This window comes from Promicromonospora iranensis (assembly GCF_028994805.1).
In the GTDB taxonomy this organism is placed as follows: domain Bacteria; phylum Actinomycetota; class Actinomycetes; order Actinomycetales; family Cellulomonadaceae; genus Promicromonospora; species Promicromonospora iranensis.
In genome coordinates this window covers 33,145-50,433 of the sequence record NZ_JAJQQP010000003.1, presented here as the reverse complement: position 1 = coordinate 50,433, position 17,289 = coordinate 33,145, and the positions used below count along the sequence as shown (strand labels likewise).

16 protein-coding genes are annotated in these 17,289 nt (G+C 73.8%); 12 read left to right on the top strand and 4 right to left on the bottom strand.

The features are described from left to right. Positions 1 to 14 precede the first annotated feature (14 nt). From LUM46_RS05185 to LUM46_RS05135, 11 genes are all read left to right on the top strand, one after another. A complete protein-coding gene (locus LUM46_RS05185; protein WP_274992718.1) occupies positions 15 to 440 on the top strand; it encodes a hypothetical protein in 426 nt (141 codons plus the stop codon). Continuing rightward, positions 437 to 1,450: a hypothetical protein gene (locus tag LUM46_RS05180; protein WP_274992717.1), complete on the top strand. Its 1,014-nt coding sequence runs from the start codon at positions 437 to 439 to the stop codon at positions 1,448 to 1,450. The genes LUM46_RS05185 and LUM46_RS05180 overlap by 4 nt, the downstream gene beginning before the upstream one ends. Beyond that, a complete protein-coding gene (locus tag LUM46_RS05175) occupies positions 1,447 to 2,898 on the top strand; it encodes a phytoene desaturase family protein (RefSeq protein WP_274992716.1) in 1,452 nt (483 codons plus the stop codon). Before LUM46_RS05180 ends, LUM46_RS05175 begins: the two co-directional genes overlap by 4 nt. Before the next feature lie 165 nt (positions 2,899 to 3,063). After that, positions 3,064 to 4,284, top strand: coding sequence for an inositol-3-phosphate synthase (locus LUM46_RS05170; protein WP_310243084.1), 1,221 nt, complete (start codon positions 3,064 to 3,066; stop codon positions 4,282 to 4,284). Continuing rightward, positions 4,281 to 5,297: an SCO3242 family prenyltransferase gene (locus LUM46_RS05165; protein WP_274992714.1), complete on the top strand. Its 1,017-nt coding sequence runs from the start codon at positions 4,281 to 4,283 to the stop codon at positions 5,295 to 5,297. Before LUM46_RS05170 ends, LUM46_RS05165 begins: the two co-directional genes overlap by 4 nt. Then, on the top strand, positions 5,294 to 6,181 hold the full coding sequence (locus LUM46_RS05160; protein ID WP_274992713.1) for a sugar phosphate isomerase/epimerase family protein: 888 nt from the start codon (positions 5,294 to 5,296) through the stop codon (positions 6,179 to 6,181). The genes LUM46_RS05165 and LUM46_RS05160 overlap by 4 nt, the downstream gene beginning before the upstream one ends. Beyond that, on the top strand, positions 6,178 to 6,906 hold the full coding sequence (locus LUM46_RS05155) for an EboA domain-containing protein (protein ID WP_274992712.1): 729 nt from the start codon (positions 6,178 to 6,180) through the stop codon (positions 6,904 to 6,906). Before LUM46_RS05160 ends, LUM46_RS05155 begins: the two co-directional genes overlap by 4 nt. Positions 6,907 to 6,908: 2 nt before the next feature. After that, on the top strand, positions 6,909 to 7,787 hold the full coding sequence (locus LUM46_RS05150; protein ID WP_477742925.1) for a TatD family hydrolase: 879 nt from the start codon (positions 6,909 to 6,911) through the stop codon (positions 7,785 to 7,787). A gap of 11 nt (positions 7,788 to 7,798) precedes the next feature. Beyond that, positions 7,799 to 8,980 (top strand): metabolite traffic protein EboE, encoded by a 1,182-nt coding sequence (eboE, locus tag LUM46_RS05145; protein WP_274992710.1) that lies wholly within the window; start codon positions 7,799 to 7,801, stop codon positions 8,978 to 8,980. After that, positions 8,977 to 10,401, top strand: coding sequence for an alkaline phosphatase family protein (locus LUM46_RS05140; RefSeq protein ID WP_274992709.1), 1,425 nt, complete (start codon positions 8,977 to 8,979; stop codon positions 10,399 to 10,401). The genes eboE and LUM46_RS05140 overlap by 4 nt, the downstream gene beginning before the upstream one ends. A 97-nt stretch (positions 10,402 to 10,498) precedes the next feature. Beyond that, positions 10,499 to 11,086, top strand: a complete 588-nt coding sequence (locus LUM46_RS05135; RefSeq protein WP_274992708.1) for a hypothetical protein — start codon at positions 10,499 to 10,501, stop codon at positions 11,084 to 11,086. 75 nt (positions 11,087 to 11,161) lie between these two features. On the opposite strand, the gene LUM46_RS05130 is transcribed toward LUM46_RS05135, so the two are convergent. The 3 genes from LUM46_RS05130 to LUM46_RS05120 all read right to left on the bottom strand — a co-directional run bounded on the left by LUM46_RS05130 (position 11,162) and on the right by LUM46_RS05120 (position 15,217). Continuing rightward, positions 11,162 to 12,946 (bottom strand): cellulase family glycosylhydrolase, encoded by a 1,785-nt coding sequence (locus tag LUM46_RS05130; RefSeq protein ID WP_274992707.1) that lies wholly within the window; start codon positions 12,944 to 12,946, stop codon positions 11,162 to 11,164. A gap of 91 nt (positions 12,947 to 13,037) precedes the next feature. Next, a complete protein-coding gene (locus tag LUM46_RS05125) occupies positions 13,038 to 13,697 on the bottom strand; it encodes a response regulator (RefSeq protein ID WP_274992706.1) in 660 nt (219 codons plus the stop codon). Continuing rightward, positions 13,694 to 15,217: a sensor histidine kinase gene (locus tag LUM46_RS05120; protein ID WP_274992705.1), complete on the bottom strand. Its 1,524-nt coding sequence runs from the start codon at positions 15,215 to 15,217 to the stop codon at positions 13,694 to 13,696. The genes LUM46_RS05125 and LUM46_RS05120 overlap by 4 nt, the downstream gene beginning before the upstream one ends. A gap of 109 nt (positions 15,218 to 15,326) precedes the next feature. On the opposite strand from LUM46_RS05120, the gene LUM46_RS05115 reads away from it, so the two are divergent. After that, complete coding sequence (locus tag LUM46_RS05115) at positions 15,327 to 16,082, top strand: GAP family protein (RefSeq protein WP_274992704.1); 756 nt, start codon at positions 15,327 to 15,329, stop codon at positions 16,080 to 16,082. A gap of 76 nt (positions 16,083 to 16,158) precedes the next feature. Here LUM46_RS05115 and LUM46_RS05110 read toward each other — a convergent pair whose 3' ends face one another. Continuing rightward, positions 16,159 to 17,289, bottom strand: a complete 1,131-nt coding sequence (locus LUM46_RS05110; RefSeq protein ID WP_274992703.1) for a branched-chain amino acid aminotransferase — start codon at positions 17,287 to 17,289, stop codon at positions 16,159 to 16,161.

The window sequence follows — 17,289 nt, the reverse complement described above, 5'->3', positions numbered from 1 at the left end:
ACCGAGGAGGACCGATGAGGATCGCGCGCCGCGTCACCTATGGCACGCTCAGCATGCTGCTCGCCGCCGGCGTGGCGCAGGTCGACTTCTGGCCGCTGTCCGCGTACAAGCTGTTCAGCGGCGTGCGCACCGACACGGTCACGTCCACCCGGCTGGTCGCCACCCTTGACGACGGGCGGGAGGCCGCGGTCGGCCGGGGCGCGGACCCCGTGCTGGGACCCACCCAGAACTTCCTCCCGGAGCTCCACGACGCCGGCCCCGCCACCCGCCAGGTCATGCTCACGACCTGGCTGGAGCAGGCCGGCCTGGACCCGGCGGAGGTCCGGCACCTGCGCACCGAGCGGGTGCGCCGGGTGGTGGACCCCGCGACGCTCGCCTGGTCGGAGACGGTCCTGGACGTCCGCTGGACGGACGCTCTCGCCGTGGAGGGCGAGCTGTGACCGCCGTGCTCCGGGCGGCGCTCACGCTGCTCCGGCGCCTGGACGCCGCGCTCGTCGCACCCGGGCCAGGGGGCCGCGTCCACAACCTGCGGACGCTGCTGGCGCTCCTGTTCGGTCTGCGGCTCGCGACGCGGGACTGGACGCTGATCGCGCAGCGACCGCCCGAGCTCACCGAGCATCTCTGGGTCCTCGGCTGGCTGCCGGGGCCCGTCCCGGCGCCGATGCTGACCGCGCTGCAGGTCGCCGGGCTCGCGGGCGTCGCGCTCGTGCTGACCCGTCGGGCGCCGCGCGCGGGATTCGCCCTCGCCTGGGGTGCCCTGTTCGTGCTGGCGGGGCTCTGGGGTGCGTCCGGCAAGTTCACGCACAACGACCTCCTGGGCCTCACGGTCGCGTTCCCGCTCCTGTTCGCCCGGGCGCCGGACCTTCCGCCCGACGCACGCGAGCCGCACGGGCCGCACGGGCCCTCGCCGGAGGCCGAGGACCCGGCCTGGGGCTGGCCGCCCCGGGCGGCGCTCGGTGTGCTGGGCTGCGTCTACTTCCTGACCGGTGCGCAGAAGGTGGCGCACGGCGGCGCCGACTGGGTGCTCGGCGACTCGATGGCGTGGATCCTGCGTCAGGGCAGCTCGCCCTTCGGGGACGGGCTGATCCACCTCGTCGCGGACACCCCCGTCCTGCCGAACCTGCTGGCCGGCGGTGCCCTCGCCCTCGAGCTGTCGGCGCCGCTGTGGCTCGCCTGGCAGCCGGCCCGGCTCCCGTTCGCCGTCGCGGTGACCCTGATGCACGGCAGCATCTGGGCGTTCCTCGGCATCGACTACGCCGCGTGGGCGCTGACGGTCTGGGCGGTGGTCCTGGCCACGGGCGTCCCGGCGCGCTGGTCCACGGCTCGGGCGACGGCCGGCACCGGCGGGCGCACCGCTCCCGGACCCCGGCGGCCGGCTCCGGCCGTGGTCTTCGGGGCCGCACGGGTCGCCGGAGCCCCGGGGACCGCCGGCAGGGAGCAGGCGACGTGACGGACGCCGTCGTCGTCGGCGCGGGACCGAACGGCCTGGCCGCCGCCGTCGTGCTCGCCCGCGCCGGCCTGGCCGTGACGGTGCTGGAGGAGCAGGACACACCGGGTGGCGGCGCCCGCACGCTCGACCTCGGCCTCGCACCCGGGATCGTGCACGACATCTGCTCGGCGGCACACCCGATGGCCTGGGCGTCACCGTTCCTGGGGAGGCTGGGCATCGAGCTGCTGACGCCGGAGGTGTCCTACGCACAGCCGCTCCCGGGCGCGCGGGCCGGGATCGCCTACCGCTCGCTCGACCGGACGGTCGAGGGCCTCGGCGCGGACGGGCGCGCGTGGGAGCGGATGGTGGGGCGGCTGTCCAGGGACGCCGGCCGGCTCGCCGGGCTGGCCCTCGGCGACCTGTCCCGGCTGCCCGGCACCGTGCTGCGGGGAACGACGAGCGTGCAGGACCTGGCCCTGCTCGCCGACCTGGGCGCCCGGGTCGGTGCGGCAGGGACGATGCTCCGGCCCGGGAGCGAGCGTGCCCTGGGCTTCCGGGGCGACGTCGCGCCCGCACTGCTCGCCGGGGTCGCCACCCACGGGATCACGCCGCTGCCCTCGGTGCCCGCGGCCGCCGTGGCGCTGCTGCTCGCGGCGCTGGCGCACGACGGCGCCGGATGGCCGGTCCCGCGCGGCGGCTCGCGGACGATCGTCGACGCGCTCGTCACCGCGCTGGAGGCGGCAGGAGGGGAGATCGTCACGGGCCACCGGGTGGCGTCCCGCGCGGACCTGCCGCCCGCCCGGGCCTACCTCTTCGACACGGCGCCCGAGGTCGTGGCGGCCGTGTTCGGCGACCGGATGCCGGCGACGGTCCGGCGCCGGCTCGCGGCGCCCGCCCGGCGCAGCGCGGCGGCCAAGGTCGACCTCGTCCTCTCGGGCCCGGTCCCGTGGGAGGCTGCCGACGTCGGCAGGGCCGGGACCGTCCACGTGTCAGGAACCCTTACGGACATCGCCCGGGCGGAGGCCGACGTCGCGGCAGGACGGCACGCCGAGCGGCCGGTGTGCCTGGTGTCGGACCCCTCGGTGGTGGACCCGGGCCGCGCGTCCGGCGGGCTGCGACCGCTCTGGGCCTACGCGCACGTGCCGCTCGGCTCCGACCGGGACGTGACGCAGGACGTCGTCCGGCAGATCGAGCGGTTCGCACCGGGTTTCCGCGACGTGGTCGTCGCCTCCCGGTGCGTGCCCGCGGCACGCATGGCGCACCACAACGCCGCGCTCGTCGGCGGCGACATCCTCGGCGGGGCGCTCACGCTCCCCCGGCTGGCGCTGGGACCGGCCCGGCGGCCGGACCCGTACGCGACCGGCGCGGACGGGGTGTGGCTCTGCTCGTCCTCCACCCCGCCCGGCCCCGGCGTGCACGGCCTGTCCGGCGTGCACGCGGCACGGCGGGTGCTGGAGCGGCTCGGCTGATCCACCGTCCCGGGAAGGCCTGGTGGCGTGCCCGCGCTTCTTCGCTGCCGCCCCTCGGACGGCGGAGAATTTCCGGTCGATGTCGGTCATCTCGCTTCTTGCGGGGATCTTTGAACTTTTGTTTGCTAATCGCCATAAGTCCGGGATAGGTTGCTCAGGACGACGATGTCGATCCGGGGAGCGATGATGCACGACGCCTCTGCACGCCACAACGCAGCAGAACGCACAGGAATCTGGTTCGTCGGAGCCCGTGGCTCCGTGGCCAGCACCGCAGCCGTAGGGCTCGCGGCCATCGCCGAGGGGCAGGCACCACCGACGGGCTGCGTCACCGCGCGGGAGCCGTTCGCGTCCGCCGGGCTGCCCGGGTTCGCCGACCTGGTCGTCGGTGGGCACGACATCTCCTCCGTCACCATGACGAAGCGGGCGGAGTGCCTCGTCGAGACCGGGATGATCCCACCGCGCCTGCTGGCCGCCACCCACGACGCGCTCGAGCGGGCGGACGCCGAGGTACGTCCCGGGTACGACCCGCGCGGCGGCACGGACGACACCTCTCAGCAGGCCGTCGCCGAACGGCTCGCCGCCGACATCACCTCCTTCCGCGACCGGCACGAGCTGGCACGCGTCGTCGTGGTCGACCTGTCCTCCACCGAGGCGCCGGTCGCCCCGGCACCCGAGCACGACGACCTCGACGCCCTGCTCACCGCCCTGGCCGACCCGGCCCGCGCCGTGCTCCCGGCGTCGTCCGTCTCCGCGTACGCGGCGATCCTTGCCGGAGCCGCGTACGCCGCCTTCACACCGTCGGCCGGCATGGGGATCCCCGCCCTGGCCCGGCTCGCGGACGAACGCGGCATCCCCGTCGCGGGGCAGGACGGCAAGACGGGCCAGACCTGGCTCCGCACGGTGCTGGCACCCGCGTTCGCGGCTCGTGGGCTGAAGGTCCTGTCGTGGGCGGGCACCAACCTGCTCGGCGGCGGCGACGGCGCCACCCTCGCCGACCCCGACGCCGTCCGCAGCAAGCTCGCGACCAAGTCCCGGGGGCTGACAGCACTGACGGGGAGCGAGACGACACCCCTGCACATCGACAACGTGCCCGACCTGGGCGACATCAAGGTCGCCTGGGACCACGTGCACGTCGAGGGTTTCCTCGGCTCGCGGCTCACGCTCCAGACCACCTGGAGCGCCCACGACTCGATGCTCGCCGCGCCGCTCGTCCTCGACCTGGCCCGCCTGCTCGCGCTCGCCCATGCGGCGGGGATCAGCGGGACGGTCCAGGAGCTGGGCTTCTTCTTCAAGGACCCCTGGGACTCCGACGTGCACGACGCCGCCGAGCAGGCCCGCGTCCTCGAGGAATGGGTCCGCCGCACCTCGGCGCAGGTCGGGTCATGAAGCCGGTGCCGGAACCCCGGTTCAGGCCCCACTTCGACCCCCCGCTGCGCGACGACTCGCCCCGCCCGACCTCGGGTGGGCCGGCGCACCGGCCCAGCCTCGGCGACCTCGCCGAGCTGGTCCGCGCGCCCGCTGCCCTGAGCGTGGTCGGCGACTCCCTGGCCGGGCTCGCCGCCGCCCGCGCGGGCACGCCGACGGCGCTCCGCGGACGACATGTCCTGCTGCCGGTCGCCTCGGCGTGCCTCTACCTGGGCGGCATGGCCCTCAACGACTATGCCGACCGGCACCTCGACGCCACCGAGCGCCCCGAACGGCCCATCCCCTCGGGACGGGTCACGCCACGCGGCGCGCTCCTGGTCGGTACGGCGCTCACGGCGGGCGGCATCGCGGCGGCCGGAGTCGCCGGCGGCCGCCGGGCGCTCGCGGTCGCCGTCCCGCTCGCCGCGTGCGTCTGGACCTACGACCTGGTCGCCAAGGAGCATCGGACCGGGCCGTTCGTCATGGCCGCGTGCCGCGGGCTGGACGTGCTGCTCGGCGCGACGCCCGGGCACCTGCGGTCCGCGCTCCCGGCCGCCGCGGGGCTGGCCGCCCACACGCTCGGCGTCACCGTGCTCTCCCGCGGCGAGGTGCACGGCACCACGACGCGGCTCGCGGGCGGTGTCGCCGCCGGGACCCTCGCGGGTGCGGCAGCGGCGGCGGCCACCTCACCGGCCGCCGGCTCGGTGACCGCCGGCCGCCGCTCCGCCGTCCGCTGGACCACCGTCGCGGCGGCCGGCGCCTACGCGGCAGCCTGCCTGCCCGCGCAGGTCCGGGCGGCGGCCACGCCGACGGCGGCCAACGCCCGCACCGCCACCCGGTCCGGGATCCAGGCGATGGTGCCGCTGCAGGCCACGTGGGCGGCCCGCTCCGGAGGCCTCGGCACGACGGCCCTCCTGGCCGGCGTCGCCGGCCTCGGGTACGGGCTGCGGCTGCTGGGCCGCGCCCGCGGCAGGGCGGGAGTGAGCATCACATGAGGCCGCCGTTCCTGCTGGGCTACGGCACCAACGGCTTCGGCGACCACCCGCTGCACACGGCGCTGGACGTGCTCGACGACGTCGGGTACGACGCCGTCGCGCTCACCCTCGGCTTTCCGCACCTGGACCCGTTCGCGCCGCTCGCCGGCGACGACGTCACCGCGGTCCGCGCCCACCTCGGGCGGATGCGCGGCGGCTCGGGAGCGGCGGTGGTCGTGGAGACCGGCACCCGGTACCTGCTCGACCCGCTGCACAAGCACCGGCCCACGCTCGTCGACCGGGACTCCGCCCTGCGCATGCGCTATCTCGAACGGGCCATCGAGATCGCAGCGGACCTCGACGCCCGCTGCGTCTCGTTCTTCTCGGGGATCCTCCCAGCCGACGCCGCTCCCGCCGACGGCTGGGCCAGGCTCCGCGACCGCATCCCCGCCCTGGTCGAGTACGCCGGGGAGCGCGGTGTGCGGCTCGCGCTCGAGCCCGAGCCGGGCATGCTCGTCGAGACGGTCGACGACGCCCTGCGGCTCCTGGCCGACGTCGGCATGCCGCCCGAGCTCGGGATCACCGTCGACGTCGGACACTGCCTCGTCGTGGAGCCCGGGGGTGTGGAGGGGGCGCTCCGTGCCGCCGCGCCCTATCTGAGCAACGTGCAGCTCGACGACATGCCGCGCACGCACCACGAGCACCGGCCCTTCGGAGAGGGCGGCATCGACCTGCCGATGGTGCTCGCCACCCTCGCCGACGTGGGGTACACGGGCGTCGCCGCCGTCGAGCTGCCCCGGCACTCGCACGACGCGCCCCGCCTGGCCCTCGACAGCCGCGCCGCCCTCATGCGGGCGTGGGGCACCGTCATCGGCACCCCGACCGGAGAGAGGACCGGACCATGAACGCTGACCGCCCTGCTGCTGCGAGCGCCCTGCCGAGCGGTCCGCCGACCGACCTGGCGGGCTCCGACTGGCTGACCGACGCCCGGGCCGAGGTGGTCCGCGACCCGGACAGCATCACCCGCGCCTTCGCGTTCGCCGCCCGGCGGGTGGGTCGCGCTCCGCGGCGCCCCGACACCGACCCGGCCGGCGTCGTGCACGGCACGGTCGACGACGCCGCCCGGGCGTCCCTCGTCGTCTCGCTGGCCGACACCGTGGGCACCGGTCCGGACTGCGCGGCACGCCTGGTCGCCCTCTACCGGCAGGGTGACGCCGCCGAGCGGCGCGGTGTGCTGCGGGGCCTCGACGCGCTGGCGGAACGCGACGGCCTCGGCAGCGCCGATACCGCTGCCGGCTGCGACGCCCCCGCGCTCGTGGCCGCCGGTCTGGAGCTCGCCGCCGACGCGCTGCGCACCAACGACCCGAGCCTCGTCGCGGCCGCCGTCGGCCCGTTCGGTGCCCGGTACCTGGACCAGCACGCGTGGCGGCACGCGATCCTCAAGCTCGTCTTCCAGGAGGTGAGCCTGGAGGCCGCGAGCGGTCTCGCGGACCGTGCCGACGACGAGCTCGAGCGCATGGCCCGCGACTTCGCGGCCGAGCGCCAGGCGGCCGGCCGGCCCGTGCCCACCGATCTCGGCCTGCTCACGAACATCCGGCTCGGCACCACGCCCGGCACCACGAAGGAGTGACGTTGCGCATCCTCGACCCGCACATCCACATGACGAGCCGCACCACCGACGACTACGAGGCCATGTACGCCTCGGGCGTGCGCGCGGTCGTCGAGCCCGCGTTCTGGCTGGGGCAGCCGCGCACCAGCGTGGGCTCGTTCACCGACTACTTCGACTCGCTGCTCGGCTGGGAGAGGTTCCGCGCCGCGCAGTTCGGCATCCGCCACCACGCGACGATCGCGCTCAACCCCAAGGAGGCGAACGACCCGCGCTGCCGCGAGGTGCTCGCCGAGGTGCCCCGCTACCTGCTCAAGGACGGCGTGGTCGCCGTGGGCGAGGTGGGCTACGACTCGATGACCCCCGAGGAGGACGAGGTGTTCGCCGCCCAGCTCCAGATGGCCCGCGACGCCGAGCTCCCCGTCCTGGTGCACACCCCGCACCGCGACAAGCTCGTCGGCACGCGCCGCACCCTCGACGTCGTGCACGAGTCCGGCCTGGCGCCCGAACGGGTGCTCGTGGACCACCTCAACGAGACCAACGTCGCCCTCGTGCGCGACGCCGGCGCGTGGGCCGGGTTCTCCATCTACCCCGACACCAAGATGGACGAGGACCGCATGGTCGCCCTGCTCCAGGAGTACGGCACCGAGCGCATGATCGTGAACTCCGCCGCCGACTGGGGCCGCTCCGACCCGCTCAAGACGGTGAAGACCGGCCGGGCGATGCTCGCCGCCGGGTTCTCCGAGGACGACGTCGACCAGGTGCTGTGGCGCAACCCCGTCGCGTTCTACGGGCAGTCCGGCAACCTCGTGCTCGACCCCGTGCCGGGGTTCACGGAAGGCGCGCCGCCCGCCCCCGGCGTCGAGTTCGAGGGCTCTTCGGTCCTCCGCGGCGCACGAGCCTGAGGGGATCCGAGATGCTGCTCTCCTACTGCACCAACGTCCACCCGTCCGAGGACCTCGACGGGGTCATCGACCAGCTCGCCCGGTACTCCGGACCGGTGCGCGAGGCCGCGGGCCTCGACACCCTCGGCGTCGGGCTGTGGCTGCCCGCCGAGCTCGCCCACCGCCTGGACGCCTCCGCCGAGGACCGTGCCCGGCTGCGCGCGGCGCTCGCCGAGCACCGGCTCCAGGTGCACACCCTGAACGCCTTCCCGTACGGCGGCTTCCACCGCGAGGTGGTCAAGCTCGCGGTCTACTCCCCCACCTGGGCCGAACGCGCCCGCCTGGACTACGTCCTCGCCTGCGCGCGGGTGCTGGCCGACCTGCTGCCCGACGGTGCCTCCGGGTCCATCTCCACCCTGCCCCTGGCCTGGCGCGCCCCCTGGACCCGCGCCGACGACGACGAGGCGACCAAGGCGTTCGCCACGCTGTCCGCGGAGCTGCGCGAGCTGGCCGCACGCACCGGCCGGACCGTGCGCATCGCGGTCGAGCCCGAACCGGGCTGCGTGCTGGACACCGTGGACGACGTCGTCGCGTGGCTGTCGGCGCGTACCGGCCCCGAGTGGCCGGAGGACCGGCGGATCGATCCCGAGTACATCGGCGTCTGCCTGGACACGTGCCACCTGGCCGTCTCGTTCGCCGACCCCGCGGGCGCCGTCCGCCGGATCACGGACTCGGGCCTGCGCGTGGTCAAGGTGCAGGCCTCCGCGGCCCTGGAGGTCGCGGACCTGTCGGCGCCGGGCGCGCGGGACGCCGTGGGACGGTTCGTGGAGAAGCGCTACCTGCACCAGGTGCGCGAGCTCACGGCGTCGGGTGACGTGCTGGCCTCGGACGACCTGCCCGTGGCGCTCGGGGACACCGACCGGCGACCCGGCCTGCCGGGCGAGGGTCCGTGGCGGGTCCACTTCCACGTGCCGCTGCACCACGACCCCGCCCCGCCGCTGGCCGCGACGACCCAGGTGCTGCGTGACGCCGTCTCCGCCGTCCGGGCGGCGCCGCACGGCGCCGAGGCGCACCTCGACGTCGAGACCTACACGTGGTCGGTGCTGCCGCCCGACGTCTTGCCCGACGGCGCCGACGAGCTCGTCTCCGGGATCGCGGCGGAGCTCCGCTGGGCCCGGGAGAACCTGCTGACCACGGAAGGAGTCACCGCATGAGTCACGGTATGAGTCAGGGCATGAAGCCGGTCCTGCTGCTCGACATCGTCGGTCTCACCGCCCGGGCGCTGGCCCACATGCCGCGGCTGCGGCGGCTGGCCGCGGCCGGCTGGCAGTCCGAGCTCGCCACCGTGCTGCCCGCCGTGACGTGCAGCGTCCAGTCGACGATGCTCACCGGCCTGATGCCGGCCGAGCACGGGATCGTCGGCAACGGCTGGTACTTCCGCGAGCTGGGCGACGTGTACCTCTGGCGCCAGCACAACAAGCTGGTCGCGGGCGAGAAGGTGTGGGAGACGGCCCGCCGGCACGACCCCGCCTACACCGCCGACAACGTCTGCTGGTGGTATGCGATGGGCATGACCACCGACATCACCGTCACGCCCCGCCCGGTCTACCACGCCGACGGCCGCAAGTCGCCCGACGCGTACGTCCGGCCCGCGGCCCTGCACGACGACCTGGTGGGCCGGTTCGGCGACTTCCCCCTGTTCACCTACTGGGGCCCGACGGCGTCCATCGCCTCGTCGCAGTGGATCGTCGACGTCACCAGGCACCTGCTGCGGACCAGGACGTCCCAGCTGACGACGGCGTACGTGCCCCACCTCGACTACGACCTGCAGCGCTTCGGGCCGGAGTCGCCCGAGGCGGACCGGGCGGCCGCCGAGCTCGACGTCGTGCTGAGGCCGCTCCTCGACGACGCCGAGGCGGCGGGTGTCACCGTGGTCGCCGTCTCGGAGTACGGCATCGGGCCCGCGAACCAGCCGGTGGACATCAACCGGGTGCTGCGGCGCGAGGGCTTCCTCGAGGTCTACACGCAGGACGGCCGGGAACAGCTCGACCCGTGGACGTCACGCGCCTTCGCCGTCGCCGACCACCAGGTGGCGCACGTGTACGTCGACGACCCGTCGGACGTGACCAGGGTGGCCGACCTGCTGCGTGGTGTGCCCGGCGTCGACGAGGTGCTCGACCGCGAGGCGCAGGCCAGGTACGGGCTGGACCACGAGCGGGCCGGCGAGCTCGTCGTCGTGGCCGAGCCGCGGGCCTGGTTCACGTACTACTACTGGCTCGATGACGACCGGGCGCCCGAGTTCGCCCGCGGCGTCGACATCCACCGCAAGCCGGGCTACGACCCCGCCGAGCTTTTCTTCAACCCCGCCGACCCGCTGGCCAAGGCGAAGGCGGGCCTGAACCTGGTGCGCAAGAAGCTCGGGCTGCGGTACGCGATGAGCACCACCCCGCTCGACGCGTCGTACGTGCGCGGCACCCACGGCCGCCTGCCCGACTCGGCGGCGGACACGCCGCTCGTGCTCTGCTCGGACGCCCAGGTGCCCGAGTCCGTCGCGCGCTGGGTCGAGGACGATGCCGGCCAGGTGCCGGCAACCGCGGTCAAGGGACTGGTCCTGGACCTCCAGGGCGCTCGCTGATCCTCACCCGATCTCGGTGGTGGGGCCCGCTGTGCCGTGCGGCCTGTGCAGATGTGTGGTGGAGTGGACATAGGGCTCACAACCGGGAGGTACCGCGATGAGTGACCCGAACCGACCCTACGACGCCGACTACGGGGAGCAGCCGCCACCGGTCTACCCGCCGCCGGCGCAGACTCCTGGAACTCCGACGCAACCCGTGGGCCAGACTGCCGACGGTGCAGCCGTCCAACCCGTCACGTCCGGCACCGAGAACCCTCGGCTCGGCCTCGAGGTAGGCCGCTTCTGGGCCGGAGCGCTCGCGACGACGCTCGTGGCCGCCCTGATCGGGCTGGCGGCGAACTTCATCCTCGGGGAAGTGCTGAACCTTGAGGTCCGGGCACAGGCCGACCTGTTCGGCACCGGATCCGACACGCTGGCCTGGGTGGTCGCGGGGGCGCTGTTCGCGCTCGCGGCGGCGGCGGTGCTCTATCTGCTCGTGATGAGCACGCCCCGGCCCCGGTCGTTCTTCGGCTGGGTGGTCGCCCTCGCGACGGTGATCCTCGCCGCGGTTCCCTTCGCGGGCCAGTTCGAGCTGGTGCCCGCCATCCTCGCCGCGATCATCTGGATCATCATCGGCTCCGCGGTCTACTCCCTGCTGACGGGGACGCTGAGCCGCACGGTGGTACGTCGCATGCCGACGGCCTGACCGTCCGTCGTCGGGTGCGTGGTTCTTGCCGGGTCGGCGCGTGCCGACCCGGCAAGAACTGTGCGCCCGGGCAGGTCAGGGGGCGCCCGTGACCGTGGTCCCGCTCTTGGTCAGCGTGTAGCGCACCGTGTCACCGCTCCAGAAGTGGAACGTCAGGTGGACCGTCCCGTCGTTCACCTCGGCGAAGAACTCCGGAGTGAGGGTGATCGTGCCGGCCGCGTCGTCGGGCCGGAACGTCACGTCGAACTCCTTGTACGACGTCCAGTTCTGCGGCCCCGCGTTGGACCCGTCCGCGTAGGTCGCCTCCATCGTCGCGAGCAGGTCGCCGGTGAACGACGTCGGGATCTCGAACGACGCCGTGGTCCCCGAGGCGGCCCGCAGCACCGGGGTCTCCTGGTTGATGATCCGCACCGTCCAGGGCACGCCGCCCGAGAACCGGACCACCAGCTCGTCGGCCGGACCGGGCGTACGGTCGCCCGCGAGGCGCTCCAGCAGGCCGGCCGACAGCGTCAGCTGGTCGCCCGACAGCGTGTAGTCGGTCCCGGCGGCCAGCTCCGCGCCGTCGTGCAGGAGGGCCTCGAAGGTGGTGCCGTTCGGGGTGAGCGTCAGGCTCTGGGCCGCGACGTCCCCGTAGGCGGGGACGAACACCAGGTCCGACGACGCCGTCCCGGAACGCTCGGTCCAGCTCGACGAGATCTGCTCGAACAGCGCCGGGTCCTGCCACGTGTGCGCCGTGCGGTCGAAGTGCTGCCCGTTGTCCCAGAGCATCGTCGTGATGCCGCGCTCGCGCGCCGCGTACCCGAGGTACTCGAAGAACTTCAGCTTCTCGCCCTGCTCCACCGTCCCGGTGTGCCGGTCGAACCCGAGCAGCCCGTACTCCCCCAGGATCACCGGCACACCGCGGGCCACGAACGCGGAGTGCACCCGGTCGAAGGTGTCGGTGATGTCCCGCTGCACCTCGGCGTCGAACCGGGTGTACCCGGCGATGTTCACACTGAACGGCCAGAAGCCGTAGTAGTGCACCGTCGCGATGAGGTTCGGGTCGTCCAGCGCCGTGATCTCCGTGGCCAGCGCCTGCAGCAGGGCCGGCTCGGACCCGGTGTGGAGAGTCGGCAGCACGAGCGGCCGTGTCGCGTTCCCGCCGCCGGAACCGCGCACGATCTCGTGGAACACCCGGTTGAGCTCGGCCAGCAGCTCGAGCTCCTGCGCCTCGCCCGAGCTGCCGGCGAACTGCGGCTCGTTCACGCTCTCGAACAGCAGCCGCCGGCTGTCGGCGTCCTGGAACCGGTCCGCCAGCTGGGTCCAGACGTCGGTGTAGCGGTCGAGCACGGCGTCATGGTCCGTCGGCATGGCGTTCACCCACTGCCACGAGTCGTGGTGGATGTTGATCATCACGTAGAAGCCGTCGTCGAGCGCCCAGCCCACCACCTCCTCGACGCGGTCGAGGTACACGGGGTCGATGGTGTGGTCCGGCGGCCCGCCCAGCTGCTGGGTCCAGGTGACCGGGATCCGGATGCTGTTGAAGCCTTGGGCGCGGACCTGGTCCAGGAGCTCCTCGGTGATGCGAGGGTTGCCCCACGCCGTCTCGTCCTCGCCGACCGCGTCGAGGCTGTTGCCCAGGTTCCATCCCGGCTGCATGTCGGCGGCGATGTCCGCCACCGAGGCCTTGCTCCGGTGCTTGACCTTGTCCTTGACCTTGCTCTCGGACCGGTTCGGCTCCTGCTGTGCCGCCCGCCCGGCGACGCTACCGGGTTCGGGTCCGCCGGCCGGTCCAGCACCGGCCGCCGGAGCGATCGGAACGAGTATCAGTGCCACGCCGGCGACGATGCCGGCCAGGGTGGTGCGCGCAGTTCTCTGCATGACGAGGCCCTTCTCGTGTGCACCTGTGGGAACGCTCCCATGCTCGGGGTGGGTGCGGGTGAAGTCAAGGGTGCCGAGCAACCGCTTTCCGTCAGACGAGCCCGGCGTCGCGGGCCGCGATCGCCGCCTGGACCCGGGACGTGACCCCCAGCTTGGCGAGCACGCGTGACACATGGGTCTTGGCCGTGGCCTCGCTGATCATCAGCTCTGCGGCGAGCTCCGCGTTCGACAGGCCGCTCCCCAGACCTGCGAGGACGTCCAGCTCTCGCGGCGTCAGGTCCGCGGGCAGGGGCCGTGCGGAGCCGCCCCGGTTGCCCGCACCCTTCCGGACGCCCGGTTGCGCCAGCTCCGCGATGAGCCGCCGGGTCACCTCGGGTGCGACCACGCCGTCACCGGCCGCGACGTGCCGCACGGCGTCCACCAGCGCTGTCGCCTCGGCGGTCTTCAGAAGAAAACCCGCCGCCCCCGCCCGCAGCGCGCCGAACACGTACTCGTCCAGGTCGAACGTCGTCAGCACCAGAACCTCGGACAAGCCCTCCTCGACGATCTGGCGGGTCGCGGTCACGCCGTCGGTCCCCGGCATCCGGACGTCCATGAGCACGACGTCGGGACGCAGCGCCCGCGTGTTCGCGACCGCCACCGCACCGTCGCCGGCCTCACCGATCACCTCGATGTCGCCGGCCGTCGCGAGCAGCATGCGCAGGCCGGCGCGGATCGCCGCGTGGTCGTCGGCGAGCAGCACGCGGATCATGCGCGGAGCTCCGGGGCGATCTGGTCCGTCGGCGCCGGCTCAGCCTGTTCCTGACCCGACGACTCCTGCCCCGACGGCTCCTGGACCGCCCCCTCCGGCATGGGCAGGACCGCCCGGACCCGCCATCCGGTACCGGCCGGCCGGCCATGGGGCTCGGCCCCGCCCGGCCCGGCACCCGCGGGTCCTGCGGGTCCAGCGGGTCCCGCGGCGAAGGAGCCACCGAGCGACTCGACACGCTCGCGCATCGACAGCAGCCCGAGCCCGGTCCCGCCGCCGACATCGGCGGGGTCGGGGGGTGCACCGCCGGGACGGACGCCGTCGTCGTGCACCTCGAGCTCCAGCGCCTCACCGACGGCGACCCGTACCCCCGCCCGGGCGCCGCCGTGCTTGAGCACGTTCGTCAGCGACTCCCGCACGACGCGGTACACCGCATGGTCCACCGCCGCGGGCAGGATCGTGTCGCCGTCCAGCACACCACCGGGATCGGTGACCTCGAGGTCCAGGCCCGCGAGCCGCACCTGCTCCAGCACGGGCGCCAGCTGGGCGACGCGCGGCGCGGCCAGCAGGTCGGAGCCGCCCCCGCCGGACGCGCCGGGACGGGCCGATCCGGACCGCGCCCCGCCGACCGGTCCCGTGCCGTCCGGTCCTCGGTCGTCCGCTCCTGCGCCGTCCGGTCCCGCGCCGGGCTGCCCCGTCTGCGCGGAGAGCACCCGGATCATGGCCTGCATGTCCTGCAGCGAGGCGAGGCTCTCCGCCCGGATGCTGCGCAGCGCCGCGCGGTCGCGCTCGGGCTCGGCCGCACCGGCGAGCGCGGCGCCGGAGGTGATGGTGATCGCGGAGAGGTGCGAGGCGACGACGTCGTGCAGGTCGCGAGCGACGGCGGTGCGTTCGGCGCGGACGGCGTCGTGCCGGGCCGCCTCGGAGAGGCGGAGGAGCGCGGTGCTGCGCTCCCGCTCGAGCCGCGTCCGCTCGTGTGCGGCGGCGGTGAGCTCGCGGCCCTGGCGGACGTTCCCACCCCACCACATCGGCATGACCAGGAGGGTGACCGCCTGGAGCCCGGCAAGGATCGCGGGCCTGACCTCACCCGTGACCTCGCCGACCACGATCATCGCGGCCAGGGAGATGATGCCGACGCCGATCGCTGTGACCCGGCGCGCCACCGGACGGCCGTGCAGGTGCACGCAGTACAGCGCCTCCCACAGCACCACCAGCATGCCCACGCTGCCACCGAGCGCCGTGTCCGCGCCGAACGCGACCACCACGACGCCGAGCGATCCGAGCGGATGGAACCGGCGCCAGACGAGCGCGGCGCAGCCGACGGCGGCGGGCACGACGAACCACCAGGACGGCGTGTCCGGCAAGCCGCTCCAGGACGTCCTGATCAGGCCCAGCGCGTCGAGCGCGAACGCGATGACCAGGAGGCCGACCGCCGTGATGACGTCGCCGCGCCGGTCCTCGGCCATGACCGCCCTCGTGACCGCCCGGGCGACGGGCATGGTGAGGTCGGCGAGGCGGGACATGCCACCATCTCAGCACGAGGAGGAGCGGTGCGGGTCATCCAAAGGATGTACCGGGTTCTCGGCGCTTCGGACGATGCGCGCGCACATGGCCTGCGCCAGGCTGGGCCGCATGGACCTCCTCTCCAGCGAGCTGACGGGCGCGGCACTGATCGGCGCCCTGGCCGTGCTCGCGCTCATCGACTCGACGAGCTTCGGCACCCTGCTCATCCCCGTGTGGCTGCTCATGTCGCCGGGACGCGTACGGGTGGGGCGGATGCTCGTGTACCTCGGTTCGATCGCCGGGTTCTACGCACTGGTCGGGCTGGCGATCCTGCTGGGTGCCGGCGCGGTGAGCGACACCCTCGGCACGCTCTCCAGCAACCGGCCGTTCCTGATCGCTCAGCTCGTGCTCGGCGTGGGGCTCGTCGCGTGGAGCTTCAAGCTGGACCCGATCGGCGGCAAGAAGCCGGCGGAGCCGGCGGCCGGTACCGACGTGCCGGGCCGGCCGGGGCGGCTGAGCCGCTGGCGCGAGCGGGTACTGGGCAGCGAGTCCGGCAGCGGAGGGGCGCTCGCGACGCTCGCCGTCGGTGCCGGCCTGGTCGAGGTCGCGTCGATGCTCCCGTACCTCGCGGCGCTGGGCCTGATCGGGACGCAGGGTCCGGGCTGGCCGATGTCGGGGGTGTGGGTGCTGGGGTACTGCCTGGTGATGATCGTGCCGGCCCTCGTGCTGATGGCGGCGCGGCTGGTCGCGGCACGGCTCGTGGAGCGACCCCTCGGACGGCTGGACCGCTGGCTCACCAAGAACGCGGCGAGCACCACCGCGTGGGTGGTGGGCATCGTGGGGTTCCTCGTGGCACGGGACGCGATCAGCCGGCTCTGGAGCTGACCGCCACCCCGCAACCAGCAAGTCTCACCGAGGTAGTCACCTGGCTTCTACCAGGTGACTACCTCGGCGGGAGAGGTCAGGCCAGGCGGCGCATCCAGCCGTGGCGGTCCTCTGCGCGGCCGTACTGGATGTCGGTGAGCTCCTGGCGGATCGCCATGGTGAGCTCGCCCGGCTCTCCGCCGTTGACCTCGTGGTCGAACGAGCTGCCGGCGAGGCGCCCCACCGGCGTGACGACGGCGGCGGTGCCGCACGCGAAGAACTCCTTGACCTTGCCGGACACGAGGCCCGACACGACCTCGGTCAGCGGGATCCGCCGCTCCACGACCTCGTACCCGCGGTCGGACGCGAGCTGGAGGACCGACGCGCGCGTGATTCCCTCCAGGATCGAGCCGAGCTCCGGTGTGTGCAGCGTCCCGTCGTCCATCACGAGGAACACGTTCATGCCGCCGAGCTCCTCGAGGTACGTGCTCTCCCCGGCGTCGAGGAAGCACACCTGGTCGAAGCCGTGCTCCTGCGCCTCGCGCTGCGGCAGCAGGCTCGCCGCGTAGTTGCCACCGAACTTCGCGTCACCGGTGCCGCCGGGCGGCCCGGCCCGGTGGTACTGCTCGGACACGTAGATCGACACGGGCTTGACGCCGCCCGCGAAGTACGGCCCGACCGGTGAGGCGATCACCAGGTACTCGGCCTCGAGCGACGGCCGCACGCCGAGGAACGCCTCCGACGCGAACATGAAGGGCCGCAGGTAGAGCGAGGAGTCCTCGCCGTCGGGCACCCAGGCGATGTCCGTGCGGACCAGCGCCGCCAGGGACCCGATGAAGTCGTCCACGCTGAGCGCGGGCAGGGCCAGGCGGTGCGCCGACCGGGCGAACCGCGCGGCGTTGTGGTCGGGCCGGAACGTCCAGACCGACCCGTCGGCATGCTTGTAGGCCTTGAGGCCCTCGAAGATCTCCTGCGCGTAGTGCAGCACGGCCGTCGCCGGGTCGAGCTGGAGCGGACCGTACTTCTCGATCCGCCGGTCCCGCCAGCCGTCGGTGCTGGTCCAGGAGATCCGCGCCATGTGGTCCGTGAACACCGTCCCGAACTTCGGCGCGCTGAGCGCCTCGGCGCGCTCGGCGTCCGGCGTCGGCACGTCGGTGGGCCGCACGTCGAAGAGCGCGACCAGGTCTTCGAGCCGCGCCGGGAGGATGGGATCCGTCGTTGTTGTCAT

What these genes read in the sequence shown, in the direction of transcription:
- LUM46_RS05125 (WP_274992706.1), bottom strand. Translation starts at nt 13,697, where the DNA reads ATGATCCGCGTGCTGCTCGCCGACGACCACGCGGCGATCCGCGCCGGC.
- LUM46_RS05110 (WP_274992703.1), bottom strand. Translation starts at nt 17,289, where the DNA reads ATGACAACAACGACGGATCCCATCCTCCCGGCGCGGCTCGAAGACCTG.
- LUM46_RS05135 (WP_274992708.1), top strand. Translation starts at nt 10,499, where the DNA reads ATGAGTGACCCGAACCGACCCTACGACGCCGACTACGGGGAGCAGCCG.
- LUM46_RS05140 (WP_274992709.1), top strand. Translation starts at nt 8,977, where the DNA reads ATGAGTCACGGTATGAGTCAGGGCATGAAGCCGGTCCTGCTGCTCGAC.
- LUM46_RS05155 (WP_274992712.1), top strand. Translation starts at nt 6,178, where the DNA reads ATGAACGCTGACCGCCCTGCTGCTGCGAGCGCCCTGCCGAGCGGTCCG.
- LUM46_RS05185 (WP_274992718.1), top strand. Translation starts at nt 15, where the DNA reads ATGAGGATCGCGCGCCGCGTCACCTATGGCACGCTCAGCATGCTGCTC.
- LUM46_RS05130 (WP_274992707.1), bottom strand. Translation starts at nt 12,946, where the DNA reads ATGCAGAGAACTGCGCGCACCACCCTGGCCGGCATCGTCGCCGGCGTG.
- LUM46_RS05160 (WP_274992713.1), top strand. Translation starts at nt 5,294, where the DNA reads ATGAGGCCGCCGTTCCTGCTGGGCTACGGCACCAACGGCTTCGGCGAC.
- LUM46_RS05165 (WP_274992714.1), top strand. Translation starts at nt 4,281, where the DNA reads ATGAAGCCGGTGCCGGAACCCCGGTTCAGGCCCCACTTCGACCCCCCG.
- LUM46_RS05120 (WP_274992705.1), bottom strand. Translation starts at nt 15,217, where the DNA reads ATGTCCCGCCTCGCCGACCTCACCATGCCCGTCGCCCGGGCGGTCACG.
- LUM46_RS05115 (WP_274992704.1), top strand. Translation starts at nt 15,327, where the DNA reads ATGGACCTCCTCTCCAGCGAGCTGACGGGCGCGGCACTGATCGGCGCC.
- LUM46_RS05170 (WP_310243084.1), top strand. Translation starts at nt 3,064, where the DNA reads ATGTCGATCCGGGGAGCGATGATGCACGACGCCTCTGCACGCCACAAC.
- eboE (WP_274992710.1), top strand. Translation starts at nt 7,799, where the DNA reads ATGCTGCTCTCCTACTGCACCAACGTCCACCCGTCCGAGGACCTCGAC.